The organism is Saccharopolyspora pogona (assembly GCF_014697215.1).
Classification (GTDB): domain Bacteria; phylum Actinomycetota; class Actinomycetes; order Mycobacteriales; family Pseudonocardiaceae; genus Saccharopolyspora; species Saccharopolyspora hattusasensis.
Window position 1 is genome coordinate 3,184,391 of record NZ_CP031142.1, and the last position, 20,782, is coordinate 3,205,172.

General features: G+C 67.1%; 20 protein-coding genes and 3 pseudogenes. 11 read left to right on the plus strand and 12 right to left on the minus strand.

Annotated features, from left to right (window positions below; all coding sequences use genetic code 11):
- Positions 1-14: 14 nt before the first annotated feature.
- From DL519_RS46420 to DL519_RS14590, 3 pseudogenes are all read left to right on the plus strand, one after another.
- A pseudogene (locus DL519_RS46420) lies at positions 15-203 on the plus strand (helix-turn-helix domain-containing protein); the annotation flags it as partial.
- A gap of 452 nt (positions 204-655) precedes the next feature.
- Positions 656-916, plus strand: a pseudogene (locus DL519_RS46425) (HAD-IC family P-type ATPase); the annotation flags it as partial.
- A pseudogene (locus DL519_RS14590) lies at positions 901-1,377 on the plus strand (hypothetical protein); the annotation flags it as partial. The pseudogenes DL519_RS46425 and DL519_RS14590, both read left to right, overlap by 16 nt.
- A gap of 420 nt (positions 1,378-1,797) precedes the next feature.
- Here the strand turns inward: DL519_RS14590 and DL519_RS14595 are convergent.
- The gene (locus tag DL519_RS14595) at positions 1,798-2,289 is read right to left on the minus strand and encodes a TetR/AcrR family transcriptional regulator (RefSeq protein ID WP_263399641.1); all 492 of its coding nucleotides are present in this window, start codon (positions 2,287-2,289) and stop codon (positions 1,798-1,800) included.
- A gap of 123 nt (positions 2,290-2,412) precedes the next feature.
- Between DL519_RS14595 and DL519_RS14600 the strand changes: the two genes are divergently transcribed.
- On the plus strand, positions 2,413-2,844 hold the full coding sequence (locus DL519_RS14600) for a hypothetical protein (RefSeq protein WP_190815511.1): 432 nt from the start codon (positions 2,413-2,415) through the stop codon (positions 2,842-2,844).
- On the plus strand, positions 2,841-2,972 hold the full coding sequence (locus tag DL519_RS48650; RefSeq protein WP_263399642.1) for a hypothetical protein: 132 nt from the start codon (positions 2,841-2,843) through the stop codon (positions 2,970-2,972). The genes DL519_RS14600 and DL519_RS48650 overlap by 4 nt, the downstream gene beginning before the upstream one ends.
- Before the next feature lie 354 nt (positions 2,973-3,326).
- Here DL519_RS48650 and DL519_RS14605 read toward each other — a convergent pair whose 3' ends face one another.
- From DL519_RS14605 to DL519_RS14635, 7 genes are all read right to left on the minus strand, one after another.
- A complete protein-coding gene (locus tag DL519_RS14605) occupies positions 3,327-4,505 on the minus strand; it encodes a nitrilase-related carbon-nitrogen hydrolase (protein WP_190815513.1) in 1,179 nt (392 codons plus the stop codon).
- Positions 4,506-4,561: 56 nt separating this feature from the next.
- Entirely contained in the window at positions 4,562-4,705 is a 144-nt protein-coding gene (locus DL519_RS14610; RefSeq protein ID WP_190815514.1) for a hypothetical protein, read from the minus strand.
- A 49-nt stretch (positions 4,706-4,754) separates the two neighbouring features.
- Complete coding sequence (locus DL519_RS14615; protein WP_190815516.1) at positions 4,755-5,096, minus strand: hypothetical protein; 342 nt, start codon at positions 5,094-5,096, stop codon at positions 4,755-4,757.
- 89 nt (positions 5,097-5,185) lie between these two features.
- Complete coding sequence (locus DL519_RS14620; RefSeq protein WP_190815519.1) at positions 5,186-6,013, minus strand: MmgE/PrpD family protein; 828 nt, start codon at positions 6,011-6,013, stop codon at positions 5,186-5,188.
- Positions 6,003-6,305: an MFS transporter gene (locus DL519_RS48655; protein ID WP_190815521.1), complete on the minus strand. Its 303-nt coding sequence runs from the start codon at positions 6,303-6,305 to the stop codon at positions 6,003-6,005. Before DL519_RS48655 ends, DL519_RS14620 begins: the two co-directional genes overlap by 11 nt.
- Positions 6,302-7,390, minus strand: a complete 1,089-nt coding sequence (locus DL519_RS14630) for an MFS transporter (RefSeq protein ID WP_190815523.1) — start codon at positions 7,388-7,390, stop codon at positions 6,302-6,304. Before DL519_RS14630 ends, DL519_RS48655 begins: the two co-directional genes overlap by 4 nt.
- A 360-nt stretch (positions 7,391-7,750) precedes the next feature.
- Complete coding sequence (locus tag DL519_RS14635; RefSeq protein WP_190815525.1) at positions 7,751-9,025, minus strand: lyase family protein; 1,275 nt, start codon at positions 9,023-9,025, stop codon at positions 7,751-7,753.
- 195 nt (positions 9,026-9,220) lie between these two features.
- On the opposite strand from DL519_RS14635, the gene DL519_RS14640 reads away from it, so the two are divergent.
- Positions 9,221-9,982, plus strand: a complete 762-nt coding sequence (locus DL519_RS14640; protein WP_190815534.1) for an IclR family transcriptional regulator — start codon at positions 9,221-9,223, stop codon at positions 9,980-9,982.
- Positions 9,983-10,062: 80 nt separating this feature from the next.
- Here DL519_RS14640 and DL519_RS14645 read toward each other — a convergent pair whose 3' ends face one another.
- Positions 10,063-11,118: an MDR family NADP-dependent oxidoreductase gene (locus tag DL519_RS14645; protein WP_190815536.1), complete on the minus strand. Its 1,056-nt coding sequence runs from the start codon at positions 11,116-11,118 to the stop codon at positions 10,063-10,065.
- Positions 11,119-11,803: 685 nt separating this feature from the next.
- Positions 11,804-12,130 (minus strand): hypothetical protein, encoded by a 327-nt coding sequence (locus tag DL519_RS14650; protein ID WP_190813758.1) that lies wholly within the window; start codon positions 12,128-12,130, stop codon positions 11,804-11,806.
- 103 nt (positions 12,131-12,233) lie between these two features.
- On the opposite strand from DL519_RS14650, the gene DL519_RS14655 reads away from it, so the two are divergent.
- Together DL519_RS14655 and DL519_RS14660 are read left to right on the plus strand one after the other, a co-directional pair.
- On the plus strand, positions 12,234-13,427 hold the full coding sequence (locus tag DL519_RS14655; protein ID WP_223838985.1) for an IS630 family transposase: 1,194 nt from the start codon (positions 12,234-12,236) through the stop codon (positions 13,425-13,427).
- Between the two features lie 75 nt (positions 13,428-13,502).
- Positions 13,503-14,294, plus strand: coding sequence for an SAM-dependent methyltransferase (locus DL519_RS14660; RefSeq protein WP_190815538.1), 792 nt, complete (start codon positions 13,503-13,505; stop codon positions 14,292-14,294).
- A gap of 244 nt (positions 14,295-14,538) precedes the next feature.
- Here DL519_RS14660 and DL519_RS14665 read toward each other — a convergent pair whose 3' ends face one another.
- Positions 14,539-15,210, minus strand: coding sequence for a type 1 periplasmic-binding domain-containing protein (locus tag DL519_RS14665; protein ID WP_223838987.1), 672 nt, complete (start codon positions 15,208-15,210; stop codon positions 14,539-14,541).
- 173 nt (positions 15,211-15,383) lie between these two features.
- Here DL519_RS14665 and DL519_RS14670 point away from each other — a divergent pair, with 173 nt between their 5' ends.
- From DL519_RS14670 to DL519_RS14680, 3 genes are all read left to right on the plus strand, one after another.
- Complete coding sequence (locus tag DL519_RS14670) at positions 15,384-16,823, plus strand: HupE/UreJ family protein (RefSeq protein ID WP_190815541.1); 1,440 nt, start codon at positions 15,384-15,386, stop codon at positions 16,821-16,823.
- 197 nt (positions 16,824-17,020) lie between these two features.
- Positions 17,021-18,541: a purple acid phosphatase family protein gene (locus tag DL519_RS14675; RefSeq protein WP_223838989.1), complete on the plus strand. Its 1,521-nt coding sequence runs from the start codon at positions 17,021-17,023 to the stop codon at positions 18,539-18,541.
- 91 nt (positions 18,542-18,632) lie between these two features.
- A complete protein-coding gene (locus DL519_RS14680; protein ID WP_190815545.1) occupies positions 18,633-19,622 on the plus strand; it encodes a WxL protein peptidoglycan domain-containing protein in 990 nt (329 codons plus the stop codon).
- A gap of 61 nt (positions 19,623-19,683) precedes the next feature.
- On the opposite strand, the gene DL519_RS14685 is transcribed toward DL519_RS14680, so the two are convergent.
- Positions 19,684-20,718, minus strand: coding sequence for a LacI family DNA-binding transcriptional regulator (locus tag DL519_RS14685; RefSeq protein WP_223838991.1), 1,035 nt, complete (start codon positions 20,716-20,718; stop codon positions 19,684-19,686).
- Positions 20,719-20,782: the final 64 nt, after the last annotated feature.

The following is a 20,782-nucleotide window of genomic DNA, read 5'->3' on the forward strand; positions in this document are numbered from 1 at the left end:
GAGGTGATGTGATCGTGTCCTCGAACGGTCCGTCTGTTGGTGCCCGCATCCGGCAGGCGCGGGAACGCGCCGGGATGAGCCGCCGCGTGCTGGGCGGTCTCGTCAACCGGTCGGCCGAGTGGGTTAAGGCTGTCGAGACCGGGCGCTTGCAGACGCCGAAGCTCCAGATGCTTACCAAGCTTGCCCACGTACTCGACGTCCGAGACCTCGCCGAGCTCACTGGGAACGATGAAGCGGTGTCGGTGTCGCGGTTCGCGCCTGGCGCTGCTCACCAGGCGCTCTACGACGTGCAAGCCGCGTTGACCGAGTACCGGCTCACACCGGACACGCGGCCGGTGGACCTGGCGCACCTGGCGGAACGGCTGGCGTCGGCGTGGAAGGTGCGGCACAGTTCGCCGGACCACCGGACACAGCTCGGGGCACTGCTGCCCGACCTGATCCGGGACGCGCAGCGTGCTGTCCGGGCACCGCGGGGTGAGGAACGGCGGGATGCGCGGCGCATTCTGGCGGGCGTTTACCAGCTCGCCGACTTCTACGTCGCGTTCCAGCCCGTGCCGGAGCTTGTGCGGCTGGTCGCCGACCGGGCCGTCACCGAAGGGGCAAGACCGAACTCGACGCCCTCGACGACGACGAACTGGCCGCCAAGGCCGCCGACATCGCGGTATTCGCCCGCACCACCCCGGCACACAAGGCACGTGTCGTCCAAGCACTGCAGCGCACCGACCGCGCCGTCGCCGTCACCGGCGACGGCGCAAACGACGCACCCGCGATCAGAATCGCCGACATCGGCATCGCGCTCGGCGAACGCGCCACACCCGCCGCCCGGGAAGCCGCCGACGTCGTGGTCACCGACGACCGCATCGAAACGATCGTGGACGCCATCGTCGAAGGACGCGCCATGTGGGCCTCGGTGCGCGACTCCCTGGCCCTGCTGCTGGGCGGCAACCTCGGCGAAATCCTCTACATCGTCGCCACCGGCCTGCTCACCCCCGGCGGCTCGATGAACGCCCGCCAAATGCTGCTGGTCAACCTCCTCACCGACGTCATCCCGGCCATGGCGATCGCAGTACGCCCCCCACCGGAAATCACGCCCGAGATGCTCCTGGAGAAGGGCCCGACGCCTCCCTCGGCGCCGCACTGCACCGCGACATCTACCGGCGCGGCATCATCACCGCCGCATCCGCGTTCACCGCCTGGGTCCTCGGCCGCGCCACCGGAACCCGCCGACACGCCGACACCGTCGCACTCGTCGGCGCCCAACTCGGCCAGACCCTGGTCATCCGCGGACGCACCCCACTGGTCGTGGCCGGTGCGCTCGCGTCCATGGCGGCACTGGCCGCCATCGTGCAAACCCCCGGCCTCAGCCACTTCTTCGGCTCCACACCCCTACTGCCCCACGGCTGGGCCATCGCCCTGAGCTGCACCATCGCCGCCAGCGCAGCCGGCCTCATCCTCCAGCCACGGGCGCGCAGCCAGCAGGCCAGGCCGTCGCAGCGCGGGAAGAAAACCGAGCACGTGACCGATCACACGAACGCAGCCCAGGAAACAGCACCCCGCGACGGCAATGGCCACCAGAGCCGATCCCTTCACCTCACACGAATTCAAGCGCAAACCACACCCAACCCGACACCACAACGCCGGAAATGCAGTAGCCCACACGAAGTCCACCACCGCAGTCGGGCGCCAAACCTCATGCAGGCATACCTGCGAATCGACCAGTCTGCGGTGCACCGCTTCGTACTCAAGGTTCGAGGAGCGAGGACCACCACCAAGTTCTCCGTCATCACGTCACCTCGCTCAGCCCGTGCCGTGGAAGGCGTCGATGCCCTTGCGCCAGGCGGTGTCGAGATCGGCGTCGGGTGGGAAACGTTGGTTCAGCTCGAGGTTGACCATGCCGTGCGCGAAAGCCCAGATGGCCCGCGCTCGTTCGCGGTCACCGCCGGTGGCCTCGAGGAGCGGCATTGCGGCCGCCTCCTCGACGCCGGAGGTGAGCAGGTCGCGGCGCAGGGGCCGCTCGGTCATCAGCCGATAGAGGTTCGGCTGCCGGCGTGCGAAGTCGCGGTACGCGGCGGTGAGGGCGGCGATCGGGGTGTCGGATCGATGGACGGCCTGCGCGAACAGTTCGGCCTGCTCCTCGAAGCCGACCGAGATCAGCGCCGCCTCCAGTGCCTGCTTGTCCCGGAGGTGCTCGTAGATCGAGGAGGCGCGGATCCCGAGTTGGGCGGCGAGGCGACGCATCGACAGCGCATCGGGACCTTCCCGCTCGAGGAGTTGCCGCGCGGTCTGCACGATCTCCCGGGCTCGCGGGGTGAGCCGGCTCAGTGCGCGGGAAGCCATCCGTCCCGCCTTCCTAGAAGGACCTAACGGTGTTAGGCTAACACCCTAACGCCGTTAGGGTGAAAGGTAGCGCCGATGCCCGCTCGTGCCCCATCCCGTCACGTCGAGACCGGCACCGGCTCCGCGCGGATCCATGACCGCGTCGCGCGGGCCCTGCTCGTCCTCGCCGCCGCTGGCGCCGTCGCCGCGGTGGCCGGCGCAGTGGGCGCCGTCGCGGACGCCGGACCGGCCACACGGATGGTCGAGACCTGGCGCATGCTCGGCTTCGGTGTCTTCGCGGGCGTGTTCCTGCTGCTGGTCTACCGCCCCCGGCTCTACGCCGGGATCTGGGAGCTCGCCATCCTCAACAAACTCGCCCTGACCCTGGCCGCCTTGTCCTTCGGCAGCGGGGCCGACGGCGCTGACGCGGCGCTGATCGCCGACGGAGCGGTCACGCTCATCCTGCTGGCCGCGTATGTGCTCAGCCGGGGCTGGACTGCCTGGTCCACCGCAAGGGCCGTGGCGTGATGCAGGGCGTCCGTGACCGCCGCCGAACGCCGCTGGCGGACACGCTGACCGCGTCCGCACCACACTTCCTGGCCGAGAGCATCGCCTGGGCCGTCGTGCCAACGGCGCTCGCGTCATACTCGATCTGACTCGCCGCGCTGGCCGGAGTCGTGCTGGTTTGCCTGCCCACCGTCTTCGGCCTGCGAGTCAGCCCGTAGCGCTCCAGAATTTCTTCACCGGGCCCCACGATCCGTGGTCACCCGGGGTGGGCGCAATTTCTCGCGAAATTGCGCTCGTCCGCCTGGCGTCGACGGCGTGCCCGGTCGGTGACTGGGCACCACGACGGCGCGCTGACCCGGCCGCAGCACCGCATGGCAGACCAGGTGCAGGCCGTCGTAACCGCCGTTGACCCACCATCAGTTGTCCCGGCGAGAACGGCCACGTGCGCTCCTGCTCCGCCGCGAACGCGGGAAGCACGGCCAGCGAATCCGGAGACATCGCGACTACTTCCGCGACACGGCGTAGCGGCGGTGTGCGAGTGAAGGCAGCACGGCCCGGGCGTGTTCCAAGCGCTGCTCCGTCACCTCCACCACCGCCACGCCGGGCTGCTCGCCGAGATCGGTGAGTTGCAGGCCCAGCGGGTCGAAGACCGCGCTGCGGCCGATGTTCTTCGGGTTGACCTGTCCCGCGGCCGCGACGTAGCAGGTGTTCTCCACCGCTCGTGCCCGCAGCAGGGTCGTCCAGTGGTCTTCCTTCAAGCTGCCGCGCACCCAGGCTGCTGACACCGCGAACAGCTGCGCTCCCCGGTCCACCAAGTCCCTGAAGATCTCCGGGAAGCGCAAGTCGTAGCAGATGATCAAGCCGACGGTCAGGCCGCCACAGCGGAACGTGACCGGATCGGCGTCGGCGGCGATGATGTGCTCGGACTCCCGCATCGCGAAGGCGTCGTAGAGGTGCAGTTTTCGGTAGTGGGCGATCAGCTCGCCCCGCGAAGCCACGATCGAGGTGTTGTACACCCGGCCGTCGCTGCTACCTGCCGGTTCGTGCATGCCGACCACGATGGTGAGACCGGTTTCGGTCGACAACTCGCGGATACTGGTGGCGAACGGGCCGTCCAGCGGCTCGGCTTCGGTCCGGATCCGGGCGCGGTCGTCCTCGAAGGTCACCATCGCGGCTTCCGGGCAGATCAGCAGCTCGGCCGACCCTTCGGCAGCGCGCGCCGCGAAACCGGCTATCTCGGCCAGGTTCGCGCTCTTGTCGGCGCCGGTGGCGGTCTGGGCGACGGCAACACGCATCTCAGCTTCCTTCCGGGTGGTGGCAGGCGACCTGGTGGTCACCGGAGCCGGTGAGCGCGGGGCGTTCGGTCGCGCACTGTTCACCACCACGATCCGGCGGAAACCGTGCCGCACCAGCTCGTCGCAGATGTCCACGAGCACCGCGGTCAAGGTTTCGTGCCACAGGTTGATGGTGCCCGCATACCCGCGGAAGATCGGCGAATGCCCGTACATCATCGTGGGTGCCAAGAGCGCCCCGGTCTGCTGCGCCACTGCATCGGCCACGTACTCGGCGACGACCGAGTCCTCGTGCAGCGGCAGATGCGGTCCGTGCTGCTCGATCGTGCCGACCGGCAGCAGCACCACCGGATCGCGTTCGGCGGCCGCGCGCGCTTCTGTCCAGCCCATCTCGCCCAGCTTGTGGGTGCGCCAGTCCTGGCATGGATTCCCCTTCCTTCGACGGATCAGCCGTGTCTGCGCGGGTCGAGTGCATCACGCACGCCGTCGCCGAGCACGTTGAGCGCCAGGACGGTGGCGGCGATGACCAGAGCGGGTGCGATCAGCAGGTTCGGTGCAACTTCGAGGAAATCCCGGCCCGCCGAGACCATGCTCCCCCGCGACGGCCCACTCGACGACGCGCACGCCTCGGCTCGTATGTCAGGCCGGCACACCGACCGCACTCCGCAGCTCGGATATGAGAGAACGGACATCGGATGCGGCCGAGACGATCGGCGGAGCAACACCGGGGCCGACGAGCCTCGCCCACTTCCCGCCGATCGCCTCGTTGTCCGGAGGAACGGACCACAACGTTCGGGGACGGTCTGGGAGGTCGACCCGGGCCCACGGCTGGTAGGCGGAGTCCTGATCCTCGGCATCGACCCGGACGACCACCGTGTCGAAGGCAGCCCGAACCGCTGGGTCGATCAGACCGTCACGAATCGCGTCGTTGTCGAGGCGCCCGTAGTACAACGCGCACGCGATCGTGTAAGGCAGGCTCATCCGGGCTTCCGGGATTCCTGCGGGCCACGCCGTCGTCGTCTCGTCGGCAACGAGCTGCGGGACGGTGACATCGACGGTGTCGCGCCTGCTCAGCTCGGACCGCAGTGACAGACGAGCTCGACGGCCGGGTGTGTGCCGCTGCAGCTCGGGTAGAGCTTCGCAAGCATGTCCGCGTCGTCCACGGTGTCGTCGCGAAGCGCCGCCGCCCGGAAGCCGAACGCCGCGGCCATCGCCGGGAGCGACGCCTCCCCGGCCCAGCTCTCTTGCACGGCGATCCTGTGCGCCAGAAGGGCGTTCTCCGCCGCACGACCAGCGTGCACGCACTTGAGGCTCGACATGTTGTTCGCACGCAGACCGCCCATCAGCGAGCCCACGATCCCAAGCGCTCGACGGGTGCGCGCGTGGTCGTCGATCAGTGCCCCGTACGCGACGACCGCACCGAGCGCCGAGGCGGTCCCGGTTGCATGCCATCCCGCCCGCAGGTGGTTCGGCACGACGAACCCGCCGAGCATGCGGAGGAACCGATGCCCTGCCGTCGCCGCCCGGGCGACGTGGAGTCCCGGGGTCGCGGACGGCACGACCGCGAGCAGTGTTGACCAGACGACGCTGGACACGTGTGCCGTCGTCGATAGCTGGGTGTCGTCGAGATCCTGACTGTGGGCCGCGGCTGCGTTGACGAACGCCGCATCGTGGTCGGGCACGTCATCTAGCGAGGTGTGAGCGAGAAGCCGTGGCGGTACGCGCCGGGCCTCGGCGAGTGCGGCGACGAAAGGTTCGTATCGACCGCCGGCCATGCATGCGATCGTGTCGACCGCCGTGCGATCGGTGATGGCGGTTTCGGCGCGAGGCGTGGCGAAGATCCGGCTGAGCGCTTCCTCCGCAGCCTCAGCGAAGCCGAGTTCGCTTTCACTGTTCACTGGCTGCCCCCAGCCGCGACTTGCCGGTCTCCGGTGCGTAGAAGTAGCACGCGCCGCCGCCGAGAACGAGGACGACGACACACGCGAGCATCGCGACGTGGATCCCGAGAAATTCGGAGACAACCGGGAGCAAAAAAGTGCTGATGCTCGCGCCGACCCGACTCGCGGCAACGGCGGTGCCGACTCCGGTTCCTCGCAGATCGGTCGGGAACAGCTCCTGCGGATAGATGAACGCAAGCGTGTCCCGCGCCGACAGGGCGAAGGCGAGTGCCGCGAACAGGGCGATCGTCACCGAGGTCGGGAGGTTGAGCACGGAGAGCGGAAACAGCAGCGCAGCTGCGACGGCGAAGCTGCGACGGCGAAGCTGCCGACCAGGAACGATCGACGTGCGATGCGGTCGATCACGAGCATGCCCACGACGGCACCGACGAGGAGGAGCAGGTTGTAGATGGCTCCACCGAAGTAGGGGTCGCGCACGCCGAGTGCTTCCAGGATCCGCGGACTGAAGGTACTCAGAGCGAAGTAGGGCATGATGTGACATGCGTAGAAGACGCAGATCAGGATGGTGCGACGGCGCAGCGGCGACTGAAACAGTCTCCGGAACGCGTTGCCCTTCTCCTCCGCCCGTCCCGGGTCGTCTGCATCGATGGTCACATGCGAGCCGAGCTTCGCCTGCAGGATGGCAGTGGCTTCCTGGGCGCGTCCGTTGGCGACGAGCCAGCGGGGCGACTCCGGGATCCCGATCCGCGCGAAGAGGATGGCGACTGCCGGTACAGCGCTGCTCGCCAGCATCCACCGCCATGCCTCGTCACCGATATCGAGACTCACGATGAAATAGCCGACCAGGTATGCGGCGGCGTATCCGGCCGCCCACGACAGCGCGAGCAGGCTCATCATACGGCCGCGGGTTTGCCGAGGAGCGAACTCGCTGACGAGGGTCTTGCTCGCGGCGTAGTCCGCTCCAAGGACTACACCGAGCAGCAGGCGCAGGACGAACAGCTGCCACGGAGCTGCTACCCAGAACTGGACCAGCGACAGGATCGCCAGGACGATCATGTCGAATGCGAAAATTGGCCGCCTGCCGATGCGGTCGATCAGGAAGCCGGAGAACAGACTTCCGACGAGAAGTCCCAGCATGGACGCCGCGCCGAGCAGCCCGAGCCAGATCGCGTTCAGGCTGAGGACGGAGGTAGCGGTCGCCAGCGAGATTCCGACGATTCCAAGAATGTATCCGTCTGAGAACTGTCCCCCTGACCCGGACACGGCCACACGAAGGTGGAACCGCCCGAAGGGAACATCGTCGAACTGCACGGACTTTTCGGAATTGGCGACGCGCCCCACGGATGAGGTCGTCGACTGTGACGACGATTCGGTCATGAGAGTTCCTCGATAAGAATGGATTTCGAAGTTGTTGGCACGAGGCACCAGACGTGACGCTCTAGTGCTCGGCCTCGACCGGCACCGGCCAGCCATGTCCGCAGGTATCTGCGCGACGGCTATTTCGTTCGGTGAGCAGCGGCGTCTCCGGTGCTCGCTGCCGCGAACGGCATCACAGGCGCTCCTATACCTCGATGGAAGCCCAGTCGAGTGGTTACGCTCTGGGAGCCCTCGGCGGACGACACCTCAACCCGGTGGTCGAGTGCGTCGGCGAGGTTGCGCTCGCGATGCGGGCCGTTCCAAGCCAGGCCGGAACGTCCTCGTAGGCGAGAGCAGTGGTCGTGTTCTGCGCTTGGGTGCTCATACTGTCCGTTCCCCGTTCCCGGAATCCCCGCGCAGTCGGCCGGTGGCGGTCTCGTAGCCCTCGGCGGCGGACAGTTCCACCCACTGGTCCAGCGCGCCGGTGAGGTTGCGCTCCCGGTGGACGCCGTTCCATTCCACGCCGTTGACGCAGCGTCGGGCGAAAGTTCCGGCAGCGGCCGTGATGTCGTCGAAGATGGTCGTCAACGCATCGAGGATGACCGGCTCCATCACGTTGAGCTCGAGTTCCCCGGCCGCGACGGCGCAGTCCACCGCGTGGCTCTGGCCCCGGACCCGGTAGCTGAGCTGCATGACGTACTCGGGGATCACCGGGTTGACCTTGGCAGGCATGATGGATGACCCGGCCTGCACGGCCGGGATCGTGAGGTCACCGAATCCGCCGTGCGGGCCGGAGGAGAGGATCCGCAAGTCAGCGGCGATCTTGGCCATGGCGATCGCGGCCCGGGTTCCGGCCGCGGCGATCTCGGAGTACGGGTCGAGGTGCGCCAGACTGTCGTAGCGGTTCTCCGCGCTGGTGACCGGACGCCCGGTCAGGCTGGCCAGCACCTCGGCGCACCGCTCGCCGAACCCGTCCGGGGCCCCGATACCGGTGCCGACCGCGGTCGCCCCGATCGGGACCGCACTCAGCCCTGCGGCAGCGTTCGCAAGCCCGGCCGTGACGCGGCTGATCGCCGCGGCGTGGCCCCGGTGGGTGTCCCCGGCGGTGAGGACCACCGCGTCCTGCAGGCAAGTGCGTCCGAGGTGCGGCGTCTGGTCGAACTCGGCTGCCTTGCGCTCGAATGCGGCGGACAGCTCGCGCAATGCCGCAACCGGTGCCTCGACGAGTTCGAGGATCGTCAGCGCCATCGCAGTGGGGTAGGTGTCGTTCGTCGACTGCGACGCGTTGACGTGGTCGTTCGGGTGGACCGCGACCCAGGCGATGGTGCTCGCCCGCGCCGCGAGCACCTCGTTGATGTTCATGTTCGCGGTGGTGCCGCCGCCGCCGTGCACCAGCGGGGTCGGGAACTGGTCGGCGTGCTCGCCCGCGATGATCTCCTGGCACGCGGTGACGATGGCATCGCAGCGTGCCTCGTCGAGCACACCTGACGCGTGGTTGACCCGTGCGGCCGCGAGTTTGACCCGGGCGTAGTTGTGCACGAACGGCATCAGATCACCGAAGGCGCGGCCACGCACCGGGAAGTTCTTCACGCCCAGCTCTGTCTGGGGCCCGTACAGCTGATCTCGGGACGTCGTGGCGTCCACGTCGGCAGTCATCGGCCGTCCACTCTCCTCTTCGAAAGCGACCTGTACCCGCGATTGTTCGCAGTACCGCAACGCTAAGCACGCCATACCCGAACGGTCCACACGCGTTGCTTTCACAGCAACACATAAACTGCCATGAGCTGGGAGAGCTGGAAGGACATTGATCATCATGTTGCCAACACAGCAACACGTGAGATGATTTCAGGCATGGCATCTGGAGCGGAACGTGTCGCCGAGCTTCTACTGGCCTTCGGCGTCGGGGGCGCCGGGCACGACCACGGAGTGAGCGACCTCGCTCGGGCCGTCGGGCGGGAGAGAAGCCAGGTCTCCCGGATGCTCAAGGCGCTCGAACGCGGCGGCCTGGTCGAACAAGACCCTCAGACCAAGCGCTACCGGTTGGGATGGACCCTGCTGGTGCTGGCTTCCAGCGCGGGAGACACGGCGCTGCTGCGTGCGGCCCGCCCCGCGCTCCGCGGGATCGTGGCACGCACCGGCGAGGTGGCGTTGCTGTCCGTGCAACGGGGAAACCGATCGTTCACCGTCCTGCGCGAGGAATCCACCCAATCCCTTCGAGCCGGCGGCTGGGTGGGACGGAGCTCCCCAATGCACTGCACAGCATCCGGACGGGCTTTGCTGTTCGACTCCGACGACGAACTGGTCGAAGCACTCACCGAAGAGGACCTCCGAATGCCGATCTCCGCCCCAGCGGCGCCTCGTACCCTCGACGAACTTCTGGAGCGACTGCACGCCGAGCGCTCCATGGGCTACGCGATGGCCAGCGAGGAAGTGGAGATCGGTCTGACGTCGGTCGGCGTCCCGATCCGCGACCACACGGGTGAGCTGACCGCCGTCATCAACATCTCCGGTCCCACATCGCGCCTGATCGGCAGGATCGACGAATCGGTCCGCCGACTCCGAGTCGCGGCCACGGCGATCGAGAACGCACTGAAACAGCCATACGGAAAGTAAGCCGGGTCGCCCGCCGGCTAAGCGACTGAAACACCGCCCAGGATCCGGCCCCCGGAAGCGCCGGGCGAGCCGCAACGGCATCACACCCGTACGAGCACCTTCCCGCGATTGGCCTCGCGCCCCAGGTAGAGGCTGCGGTATGCCGCCGGAATGGCACCGAAGCCGTCGTAGATGGTCTGGTCGTAGGTGATCTCGCCGCGCCGGATCATGCCGCCGAGGTCTTTCTCCAGTGCGTTCCAGTTGTCCTCGGTGAACCACTCCAGGGCGTAGATGCCGCGGATAGTGGTGCGCGGGTACATGACGTGGGGCAGCAGGCGAGGACCGGTGTCCTCCTCCCCGACCTGGCTCTCCCACTGCCAGCACACCGCCACCTGGCTTTGCACGTTGAGCATCCGGAACACCACGTCGGTGATGGTGCCGCCCATGTTGTCGAAGTACTTGTCCACGCCGTCTGGCGCCGCCTTCTCGAGTGCTTCGCGCACCGCGTCGGCGGCGTCGCCGTACCGGTAGTGGATCACCTCGTCGAAGCCGAGACCAGTCAGGTACTCCGCCTTCCCGGCGGAACCGGTGGTCCCGACAACCCGGGCGCCCGCTCGCTTGGACAGTTGGCCGACCAGGGTGCCGATCGCGCCGGAAGCAGCGCTGATCACCACCGTGTCACCGGGGCGGACCGTCAGGAACTTGGTCATCGTGCCCCACGCGGTCAAGCCCGCACCGCCCATGACGCCCAAGGCCGTCGGGAGTGGAAGCGCATCGTCGAAGTGCTGCGGGTTCAGCTTGCGGAAGGCCGGGAAGACCATCGGGAACGGACCGGTGTTCCACGGCATCTCGGCACCGGTGCTCACGAGGTGGGTGCGCCAGCCGCCCCAGCCCTGCACGAGGTCGCCGACCGCGAACGCCGCTCGCGGCCCGGCCTCGATCACCTCCATGATCGAGTCGCCTCCCGCGTGCGTACCGACCGGAGTGGCCAGGGTGATGCCGTGCAGGAAGAGGTCGACGGAGACGTACCTCGTCCGGAGCAGCATCTCGTCGTCGGCGAGGTCGACGACGAGGTCCTCGACCACCTTCTGATACATCCGGTCGACATCGGGCACGCCATCGACGTGCTCCCGCACGATCCACTTCTCGACCTTCACTGCATGCTCCTCGTTTCATCATGGAATGGATGTGCCTTGGCGCTGGAACGGAAATGGAGCGGATGGAAGCCGCTCCTGCCACCGCATCGGTGAGGGGCCCCGGCACGGCTGGTTCGGACGTGGATATGCGGAAACCCGTATCTGACACGGGGAACAGGGCCGAGCCCAGGCCTCGTCCACTGCCCTGGGCCGCGCGACAATGGGACTGTCGACGATCACTGCGATCAGGAGCGGTCGACCTCCCCAGACAGATCGTTGCTTTCGGCCTCAGACACCGACTTTAGGTGGCTAGACCATTTCAGACCACCGGAGATCACGCAATGCACCCGCCCAGGCAACGCGCAGCAGTGCTCGCGAAAAGCACGCGGCAGTCCGGAAAACCGGGACGATCACGCAGAAGTACGCCCCCGCGGGGCCGAACTCGGTCGGGTGACTGGCGGTGCCGGTTCCGGGCACTCTCCGATCATGAGCCTGCCCGGATGTGAAGTCGTCGGAGGCAGGCAGTCGCAGCAGACGTCACCAAACACGCAGCGAGCGATTGGTACGCCGGATTTTGGCGTGCTGCCCCAACAGATGCAGGTGGTCTGGGAACGCTGATGGTGACGGAAAGCCGTTTGGGGTGTCACGCTAAGTGGTCGCCGCCGGAAGTTTTTCGGGGGTTGACGGCCTGTGGGTCTTGTGCGGGTCAGATGTCGGGTGTTGTGAGGTAGAGACCGGCTGCGCAATCGAGGGCTTCTTCCGGGCTGCCTACGGGGAGGCCGCTGGGCAGGATCTGGTCTTCGTACTTCCCGGAACTGGCCAGGTACAGCGCGAAGCCCCATTGGCTGGCCGAGCCTGTGTACCTCAGTCGTATCAGCGGCCAGACCTCGCCGTCTGTCAGTTCGCCCTCGACGTAGGCGAACTGGCCGCGGTAGCGAAACCGCAGGTCGGCCACCCGGGGCCAGTGGGTTCTTGCATGAGCACGCAGCCGTTGACGCAACGAGATCTTGGTCGATTCCGGCGGGGTAGGCATGATGGTGATGCTGCCAGACCAGCAGGCCGACGCGAACCGTGATCATCGTATGGCAGGGTGCGCGAACCCTGGTTGTCGATCATGGATTGGGGTCGCCCCCGTCATGCCTGGCATGTCTGCCACCCCGGTGATTCTCACCGCAGCTCAGCGGCGTGTGTTGAAACGACGCGCCTACGGTCACAAGACACCGCATCGGGACAAGGTCCGCGCCCAGATCGTGTTGCTGGCCGGGCGTGGCTACGCCAACAACCGCATCGCCGCTCGGGTGGGCGTGCACCTGGACACGGTGCGCTGCTGGCGGGACCGGTTCGCCGCCGACGGCGTGGACGGGCTCCGGGATAAGAAGCGCAGTGGCCGGCCACCGCGCTTCACCCCCGTGCAGGTCGCCGAGCTCAAGGCTCTGGCCTGCCAGCTACCGGCCGAGACCGCAACGCCGCTGTCCCGGTGGTCGTGCCCGGAACTCGCCCGTGAAGCCGTGACCCGTGGCGTGGTCACAGCGATCTCCCCCTCGACCGTACGTCGCTGGCTGGCCGCTGACGCGCTCAAACCCTGGCAGTATCGGTCCTGGATCTCCGTGCGCGACCCGCACTTCGCCACTCGGGCCGCCCGGGTGCTGGACCTCTACACCGGCATATGGGACGGCGAACCGTTGACCGGCAACGAGTTCGTGATCTCTTCTGACGAGAAGACCTCGATCCAGGCCCGCTGCCGCTGCCATCCCACGCTCCCGCCGGGCAAGGCCCGAATGATGCGCGTCGAGCACGAGTACACCCGGGGCGGAGCGCTTGCCTACCTGGCCGCCTACGACGTGCACCACGCCCGGGTGTTCGGCCGTTGCGAGCCCGCCACCGGCATCGTCCCGTTCATGGCGCTAGTCGAGCAGGTCATGACCACCCAGCCCTACGCCTCGGCCAAGCGGGTGTTCTGGGTCGTGGACAACGGCTCCTCCCACCGCGGCCAAGCCGCGATCGACCGATTGGCCAAACGATTCCCCAACGCGGTCATGGTGCACACCCCGACTCACGCCTCCTGGCTGAACCAGATCGAGGTCTTCTTCTCGATCGTGCAACGCAAAGTCGTGTCTCCCAACGACTTCACCGACCTAGCCGAAGTTGAGCAACGCCTGCTGTCTTTCCAGAACCGCTACAACGCCACCGCCACGCCGTTCCGCTGGAAGTTCACCACCAACGACCTGCATGACCTGCTCGCCCGCATCGACACCCACGACACCCACGACACCGCCGACACCGCCGACACCGCCGACCACACACCCGATACCACCCCGAAGGCCGCATGATCAAGACCCGAAGCACTTACGGGCGAGACCACTAAGGTACGGGCGGAGGCCCCGTGACGAGGAACGGAGTACCTGGTGGCTGATAGCGCTGACATCGACTACACCGCACCGTCATCGCCGCGGATCTGGAACTACTGGCAGGGCGGGAAGGACTACTACGCCGTCGACCGGGCTGCGGGGGACGAGTGGATTGCTCTCCAGCCGGAGATCGTGCAGATCGCCAAGGAATCTCGGCAGTTTTTGATGAGGGCGGTGCACTATCTTGCAGCTGAGGCCGGTGTCCGTCAGTTCCTCGATATCGGGACGGGGCTGCCGACGCTGCAGAACACCCACGAGGTGGCCCAGGCGGTCGCGCCGGAGTCGAAGGTCGTCTACGTCGACAATGACCCGCTGGTGCTGACGCACGCCCGAGCGTTGCTGACCAACACCACTGACGCGGGCGTGACCGCGTTCGTCGACGCCGACTACCACGAGCCCGAGGTGATCGTTTCGGATGCCCGGTCCACGCTGAACTTCACACAGCCGATCGCGGTGATGTTCATGGGCGTACTCGGGCATGTCCCCGATTACGAGGAGGCGTTGTCGATTACGCGCCAGGTGATGGCAGCGGTTCCGTCCGGCAGCTACTTGGTGTTGTGGGAGAACACCAACGTCAGTGAGACGGCGTGCAAAGCGGCTGAGGAGTACGCGAACAGCGGCGCGATCCCGTACCGGCTGTGCTCGGTGGAGCAGGTGGCGAAGTTCTTCGACGGGCTGGAGGTGGCCGGGCCTGGTCTGACCCCGATCAACCACTGGCGGCCTGGCGCTGACCAGACCGGCGCGGGAGAGCCGTTGGACGCCTACGGCGCGATAGGCCGCAAGCCGTAGTGGCGTGGTGTCGCCTGCCGGTGAGCCGACCGCTTCCTGGCGGCAGGGCGCATTCTCTCGATGCCTGATGCGGGAAGGATCGTGGCTTTGAGCCGAGAGCATTACGGTCCGCCGTTGACGATCTGAAGCCGTGCCCTGGCTGTGCGAGCGGAATGCGCACCGCGGGAGCGGGTCCGGCTAGCAATGCGGACACCAACCTCAGATCGCCGACCACCGCAACGGTTCTTCGCCGTGGAGCGAGGCGTTAGTCGAGCCGGATCACGATTCCGGTCAGGCCGTTCAGCACGCTGGCGACTCCTGCCCTGACGGCGGCTGCGGCGCGTTCGGGCGTGATCGAGGCGGGATCGTACGTCGAGGACATGCCGAGACCCTCGCCGCGGAATGACGCGCCGGTCCAGTTGGCTGCGGTGACGTTCGCCGTGGGCTCGGCCAACTCGGCGCCGAGCACGAGGAACTGCTGGTCGAGATGGCTGGCCGTGACCACGGCGAGCGGATCGACGAGATCGTTGCCGGCGCTGATGACGAGGTCGGGTCCCAGGTCGATGGCTTCGACGATGTGCTCGATGAGCTGGCCGGGCTCGTCGGCCGTGACAATCTTGAGGCTGATCTGCTCCTCCTCGGCCCACTCCGTCACGGCGGTCACCAGAGTCCTGGTCTGGGGGTCGTCTCCCGCGGTGAGCAGCACCACGCGGTAGCCAGGCGACGGACGGACCCCGTCCCAGGAGCCGGGGCTGGGCGTGATCGTCGCCTCCGGGGTGGGCGGCGCGGCGGGGTTGACGAACCCGGGGCCGAGGGTGCCGACCGGGCTGGGCTTGGCGTGCGGTTGGGACCAGTCGTCGGGGGAACCGCATCCGCTGACCAGTACGGCGATCGCGGCTGCCGAGGTCATGCCGGCGGCCAGAAGTCGCGAGCGCAAGCGGATCATCCTCCCAGGCGGGCGAGAAGGTCGTCTCCTTCCTACCCGATCGACGGGGATTTCCGATGCGCGGCCTTTCTCCTTCGAAATGCGGTCGCCGTTTGTTCGCTCGTGGTCTGCCGCTCGTTCGTTTGCCCCGAGCAGTCTGCGGTCGACCGCAGAAAGAGGAGTTCATGCCAGACCTTCCCCGACGTCGTTTCCGCGCCATCGTCGCCGCCGCTGCCGTGGCCGTGGCCGTGGCCGTCGTACTGAATGCAGCGCCCGCTCTCGCACACGGCTTCTCCTCGACTGCGTACGTCGACGTCACCTCGCCCGAAACGGGGCATGTCCGGGCTGAGCTCGGACTGGAGTACGACCTGCTCGTCGTCTCGGTTGCCGACTACGAGCGCAACGATCCGCTCTTCCGGCAAGGCAACGCGGCATTCGAGGTCCGGGACTCGGCAGCGCAGGCCGCCGCGCTCGACACCCACGCCGGCTCGGTCGTCAAGTACGTGACCGGTCGCTTCGGCGTCACCGCCCAGGGGCAGGCGTGCACCCCGACGCAGGACGGCCACTTCGCGATCGAAGAACGCGACGGCGTGCCGTACGCGCGGCTGGTTCTCGACTACCGGTGCGCGGCCGCAGATTCGCACGAGGTGCACAGCGGGCTCTTCCCGGATTCCGAGGGCTATGTGCGCGACACCAAGACGATCGTCACCTACGACCTCGACCTGACCTCCGGCAGCGCCGCGCTCGACGCGAGGCAGCCGTCGTTCTCCACGCAGCAGTCCTGGGCCGAGCGGTTCTGGGAGTTCTTCCAGCTCGGGGCGGAGCATCTGCTCACCGGGCTCGACCACATCCTGTTCCTGCTGGCGCTCATCGCGGGCTCACGCCGCCTGCGCGAAATCGTGCTGGCGGCAACGACATTCACGCTCGCCCACTCGGTGACCTTCATACTCGCCGCACTCGGCCTCGTGCGGGTGCCTGCGTCGTTCGTGGAGCCCGCCATCGCGCTCTCGATTGCGGTCGTCGCGGCCTGGCCGCTCTGGCGGCTATGGCGCCGCGGGTCGCACGCCACCGATCTCGAGGCGGCCGAGTCCGGTCGCCTCAGCTTAGAGCCTGTCGGCGAATGCCGTCCGCGCCTTTGGAAGCGGCGTAGCCGCTTGCAGCCACCTTGCCAAGACGACCATCGGCGGGTTCTGAGAGGTTTTCTGGCGAGGACGGCCCCTCCGCCGCGTATTGGACATACATCAGGAGGGGCACCCGCAGTCCAGGGAACCTCTCAGGTTCCGCTAAGCGACCACCCACCCAGACCATTCACCAACAGGCTTTTAGATCGTGCTGGCTGGGCTCGGCTTGCGGTGGTCTTCTGCTTCGGCCTCGTGCACGGACTCGGTTTCGCCGAGGCGCTGGGTATCGACGAGGCTTGGTCGTGGACGCTGCTCTGGTCGTTGCTCGTGTTCAACCTCGGTATCGAGGTCGTGCAGTTGGCGATCATCGCGGTTGTCTTCCCGCTGCTCGCCCTGCTGCGCCACCGCCTCCCGGTCGCGCGGCGATGGACGACCGGGGTCATCTCGGCCGGCGTCTCGGTGATGGGCGTGGCGTGGTTCGTGCAGCGAATTTTCGGACTCTGACGTACTAGCTCTTCCGGCTCGTGCAACGAGTCCGTCCGTCCACGTTCACCTGGACGACGTCAACAGCGGAAACGCTACGAACCGGTCTTCTCACCCTTAAGACCGGAACGGATGCAAATTCAATGAAGACAACCAAATCCAACGATGCCTCGGGGCTTGTCCGACGCCGCGTCGCTCGCGGTGTCACGGCGGCTGCCATGGGCGTCGTCGTGGCGTTCGGCACCGGTCAGATGAGCGCGGCCTTCGCCGATGAGCCCGCGACGCTCACCGGCATCATCCTCGGTGTCGGTGCCAAGGAATCCCAGCGCGTCGTGAGCTGGTACTCCTCGACCGACACCGCGCAGGTCGTGCAGGTCGCCCCGACCGACAAGCTCATCGACGGCCAGTTCCCGAAGAACGCCGTGACCTTCCCGGCGACCGTCGCCGCGAACAGCGTCAACGGCGGCTTCAACGGTCACGCGACGATCGACGGCCTGAAGAAGGACACCGCGTACTCCTACCGCGTCGGTGCCGGGGACAGCTGGTCCCCGACGTACTCCTTCAAGACCCAGGACTTCAAGGGCGACTTCGACTTCCTGTTCTTCGGCGACCCGCAGATCGGCTCGTCCGGCAACGTGGCGAAGGACGGCGAAGGGTGGAAGGACACCCTGGACGTCGCCCTGACCGCGACCCCGAACGCGGAGCTGCTGGTCTCCGGCGGCGACCAGGTCGAGACCGCCAACACCGAGCCGCAGTGGGACGCGTTCCTGGCGCCCGACAAGCTGCGCCAGTACCCGTGGGCCGCCACCATCGGTAACCACGACGTCGGCGGCAAGGCCTACGAGCAGCACTTCTGGACCCCGAACACCGACCGTTCGGCGTCGTACTACAAGGGCAGCCCCGACACCCAGTCCGGCGGCGACTACTGGTACATCTACAAGGACGTGCTGTTCATCGACATCAACAGCAACGCCTACGCCAACGGCGCTGACGAGGCGCACCTCGGCTACATCACCGACGTGATCAACCAGCAGGGCGGCAAGGCGAAGTACACGGTGCTGGTCTACCACCACTCGATCTACTCGCCGGCCAGCCACGCCAACGACACCGACAACAAGCAGCGCCGCCAGGACTTCCCGACCGCCTTCTCCAACCTCGGCGTCGACCTGGTCCTGCAGGGTCACGACCACAGCTACTCCCGTAGCTACATGATCAAGAATGGCGAGAAGGCGAACCCGGATGAGCAGCCCGGTGCCACCCAGGTGGCTCAGGGCCCGGGCGGCGTCATCTACGTGACGGCGAACTCCGCCTCGGGTTCGAAGTACTACGACCTCACCGCTCCGATCCCCGGTTCGGACTTCGGCCCCGACCCGCTGAACCCCAACAGCCACTGGGCCAACTCGGTCGAGAACCAGGAGCACGTCCGTACCTACGTCAAGGTCGAGGTGCGTGACGACAAGCTCGTCGTCGAGAACATCCGCAGCAGCACCTGTGCTGCCCCCAACGCTGCGGTGGAGCTGGGCAAGGTGAAGTGGTGCGGCCCGAACAACGGTGCCGACGCTGCCCCGCCGGTCGGCTCCGTCGTCGACAAGGTTGCGATCCAGCCGTATACCGCCAAGGACAAGGGCAAGCAAAACGGCACCGGAAACGGCAACGGTGACCACCCGGCCCAGGGTGGGCCCGACTGGGTTCGGCAGCAGGATGTCGCGGGCAGCGAGACGCTGACCGCGCTGAACTGATCCAACCCGCTCCGCGTGGTGGGGTGGACACCGCTGGTGTCCACCCCACCACCTGCCTTTCATCCCGCCCATTCCGTTCGAGGATCACCAGATGCACTCCACATCCCGACCGGCCACAGTGGCCGGAGCCCTCGCTCGCGCCGTTGTCGTCGCACTGCTCGCTGTAGCCGGCCTCGCCGGAGTGGGAACCGGACTCGCTGCCGGAGCCGACGCCGTCCCGTGGACGGTGCGCACGGCCGCCAACGAATTCGGCTCCGACCGGAACAACTACAGCTACACCGTCGACCCGGGCGGGCGGATCGAGGACGGTCTGGTGGTCGCCAACCACGGCACGACCTCGCTTGACCTGGCCGTATACAGCGCGGACGCGTTCACCACTGATGCCGGCCAACTCGACCTCGTCACCGAAGACGCGACGTCGACCGGCGTGGGCGCATGGGTCGATCCGAGCCAAGACCACCTCACGATCCAGCCCGGCCAGTCCGCCGAGGTGCCGTTCACCGTCACCGTTCCGGAAAACGCCACGCCCGGCGACCACATGGGCGGCATCGTCACCTCGCTGACGCAGGGTGGTGTGGAGCGACGTGTCGGCATCCGGATGCAGCTGCGCGTAGGTGGCGGGCTCAAGCCGGGCCTGTCGGTCGAGGGTCTGGGCGTGCACTACTCGGGCACGCCCAACCCGTTCGGCAAGGGTGACGCCACCACCACCTACACGATCCGCAACAGCGGCAACGTCATCCTCTCGGCCCGGCAAGCGGTATCCCTTTCCGGCCCCTTCGGGAGCTGGCCCGTCCCCTCCGGGCAGATCGACGATTCGCCCCAGCTGCTCCCAGGCGAAACGTGGCAGGTTTCCGTGCCGTTCCGCGGAGTGGTTTCTGCGCTGCAACTGACCGGGACGGTCACCCTCGTCCCGCTGCTTACTGACGCGGCGGGCTCGACAGCCCCGCTCCCCGCCGCCGAGAACACGACGCACGCGTGGGCCATTCCTTGGGGGCTTTTCCTGCTCCTCGCCGTCATGTGCGTGCTCGTTGTCGCGGTTCTTGCTTTCCGGCGAAGGCAGGCCAAGATTTCCCCCGAATAACGTTAGCCCTGTGCTCACTGGGCCACCGCTCGGTGATCGCGGCGAAGAGTTCGGGTAAGTGTTATCGGTTTCTCGTAGTGGACTGGCGCCATCGCAGCTCAGGCTGCAGGACGGGGGGCACTGCTGGGGCGGGTTGACCGTTCAGGCGGCCTAGTAAGAGGTCGACTGCCCGGAGGGCGAGTTCTTCCAGAACGAGATCGACTGCGGTGATCGGCGGATTGTTGGCGCGGGTGAATTCGCTGTCTGTGAGGGAAGCGATCATCAGATCGTCCGGAACGTTCATTCCAGCCTTCTCGGCCGCCTGGGCGGCACCGGATGCGAATCGGCTGGCAGCGGCCACGATGGCGTCCGGCGGCCGGTTGCCGGCCAAGATAGGTGCTATGAAGCGCACCGCTCCGTCAACGCCTTCTCCTTCGTAGAGCGCATGTTGTTGCGGTCGCATCCGATGCTTGCGCGCCCACGCGCGGTATGCCTCGGTTGACCTGCGGTTCCACGCGTTGTCCTCGGTTCCGGTGAGAAGCATGACGCGACGCGCGCCCTCAGCTCGCAACCCATCGAGGAGCTCGGTCACCGCGGCGCGGTGCCCGAGCGTGACCGACCACGCGAAGTCGGGACGGTCGGGATCTTCGTCGACAGTTACCACGGGGACATTGCGACGCATCAGCTCCCCGAGCACTTTGTCGTCCCCGTAGGGGTGCGCCACGATGCAGCCATCCATCGGCACGCGTTGACCTGCAGGATCAAGCATGTCAGGAACGTGGATGAGCCCCAGGTTGCGCTCGAGCACTGTCGTGGCGATGGCGCCGGCTAGCCGGTTGAACGTTTGAGAGCCGGCCAGCGATCCATGCACGGCATCCCGCGGCCGCAAGATCAAGCCGATGATGCCGGACCGCCCCGTTCGTAGCGACCGAGCGTGCGGGTCAGCACCGTAGCCCAGTTCGTCGACTGCTTCCAGCACGCGCTGCCTGGTTGCCTCGGAGATCGGGCGTCTGCGGGACAGAGCATGCGAGACAGTGCTGATCGAGACGCCAGCGCGCTTGGCAACGTCGCGAATCGTCACCCTCGGCATCGCTGAGGCTTCGTCGGACTCGGACAACCTGTGCCTCCTCGTTCGAGACGTCGTCGTTCCCGCCGAACATCTTGACAGGTCGACAGGCCAC

What these genes read in the sequence shown, in the direction of transcription:
- DL519_RS14680 (WP_190815545.1), top strand. Translation starts at nt 18,633, where the DNA reads ATGCACTCCACATCCCGACCGGCCACAGTGGCCGGAGCCCTCGCTCGC.
- DL519_RS14605 (WP_190815513.1), bottom strand. Translation starts at nt 4,505, where the DNA reads ATGGGCTGGACAGAAGCGCGCGCGGCCGCCGAACGCGATCCGGTGGTG.
- DL519_RS14630 (WP_190815523.1), bottom strand. Translation starts at nt 7,390, where the DNA reads ATGACCGAATCGTCGTCACAGTCGACGACCTCATCCGTGGGGCGCGTC.
- DL519_RS14610 (WP_190815514.1), bottom strand. Translation starts at nt 4,705, where the DNA reads ATGGTCTCGGCGGGCCGGGATTTCCTCGAAGTTGCACCGAACCTGCTG.
- DL519_RS14650 (WP_190813758.1), bottom strand. Translation starts at nt 12,130, where the DNA reads ATGCCTACCCCGCCGGAATCGACCAAGATCTCGTTGCGTCAACGGCTG.
- DL519_RS14640 (WP_190815534.1), top strand. Translation starts at nt 9,221, where the DNA reads ATGGCATCTGGAGCGGAACGTGTCGCCGAGCTTCTACTGGCCTTCGGC.
- DL519_RS14600 (WP_190815511.1), top strand. Translation starts at nt 2,413, where the DNA reads ATGCCCGCTCGTGCCCCATCCCGTCACGTCGAGACCGGCACCGGCTCC.
- DL519_RS14670 (WP_190815541.1), top strand. Translation starts at nt 15,384, where the DNA reads ATGCCAGACCTTCCCCGACGTCGTTTCCGCGCCATCGTCGCCGCCGCT.
- DL519_RS14635 (WP_190815525.1), bottom strand. Translation starts at nt 9,025, where the DNA reads ATGACTGCCGACGTGGACGCCACGACGTCCCGAGATCAGCTGTACGGG.
- DL519_RS14655 (WP_223838985.1), top strand. Translation starts at nt 12,234, where the DNA reads ATGCCTGGCATGTCTGCCACCCCGGTGATTCTCACCGCAGCTCAGCGG.
- DL519_RS14615 (WP_190815516.1), bottom strand. Translation starts at nt 5,096, where the DNA reads ATGAGCCTGCCTTACACGATCGCGTGCGCGTTGTACTACGGGCGCCTC.
- DL519_RS14675 (WP_223838989.1), top strand. Translation starts at nt 17,021, where the DNA reads ATGGGCGTCGTCGTGGCGTTCGGCACCGGTCAGATGAGCGCGGCCTTC.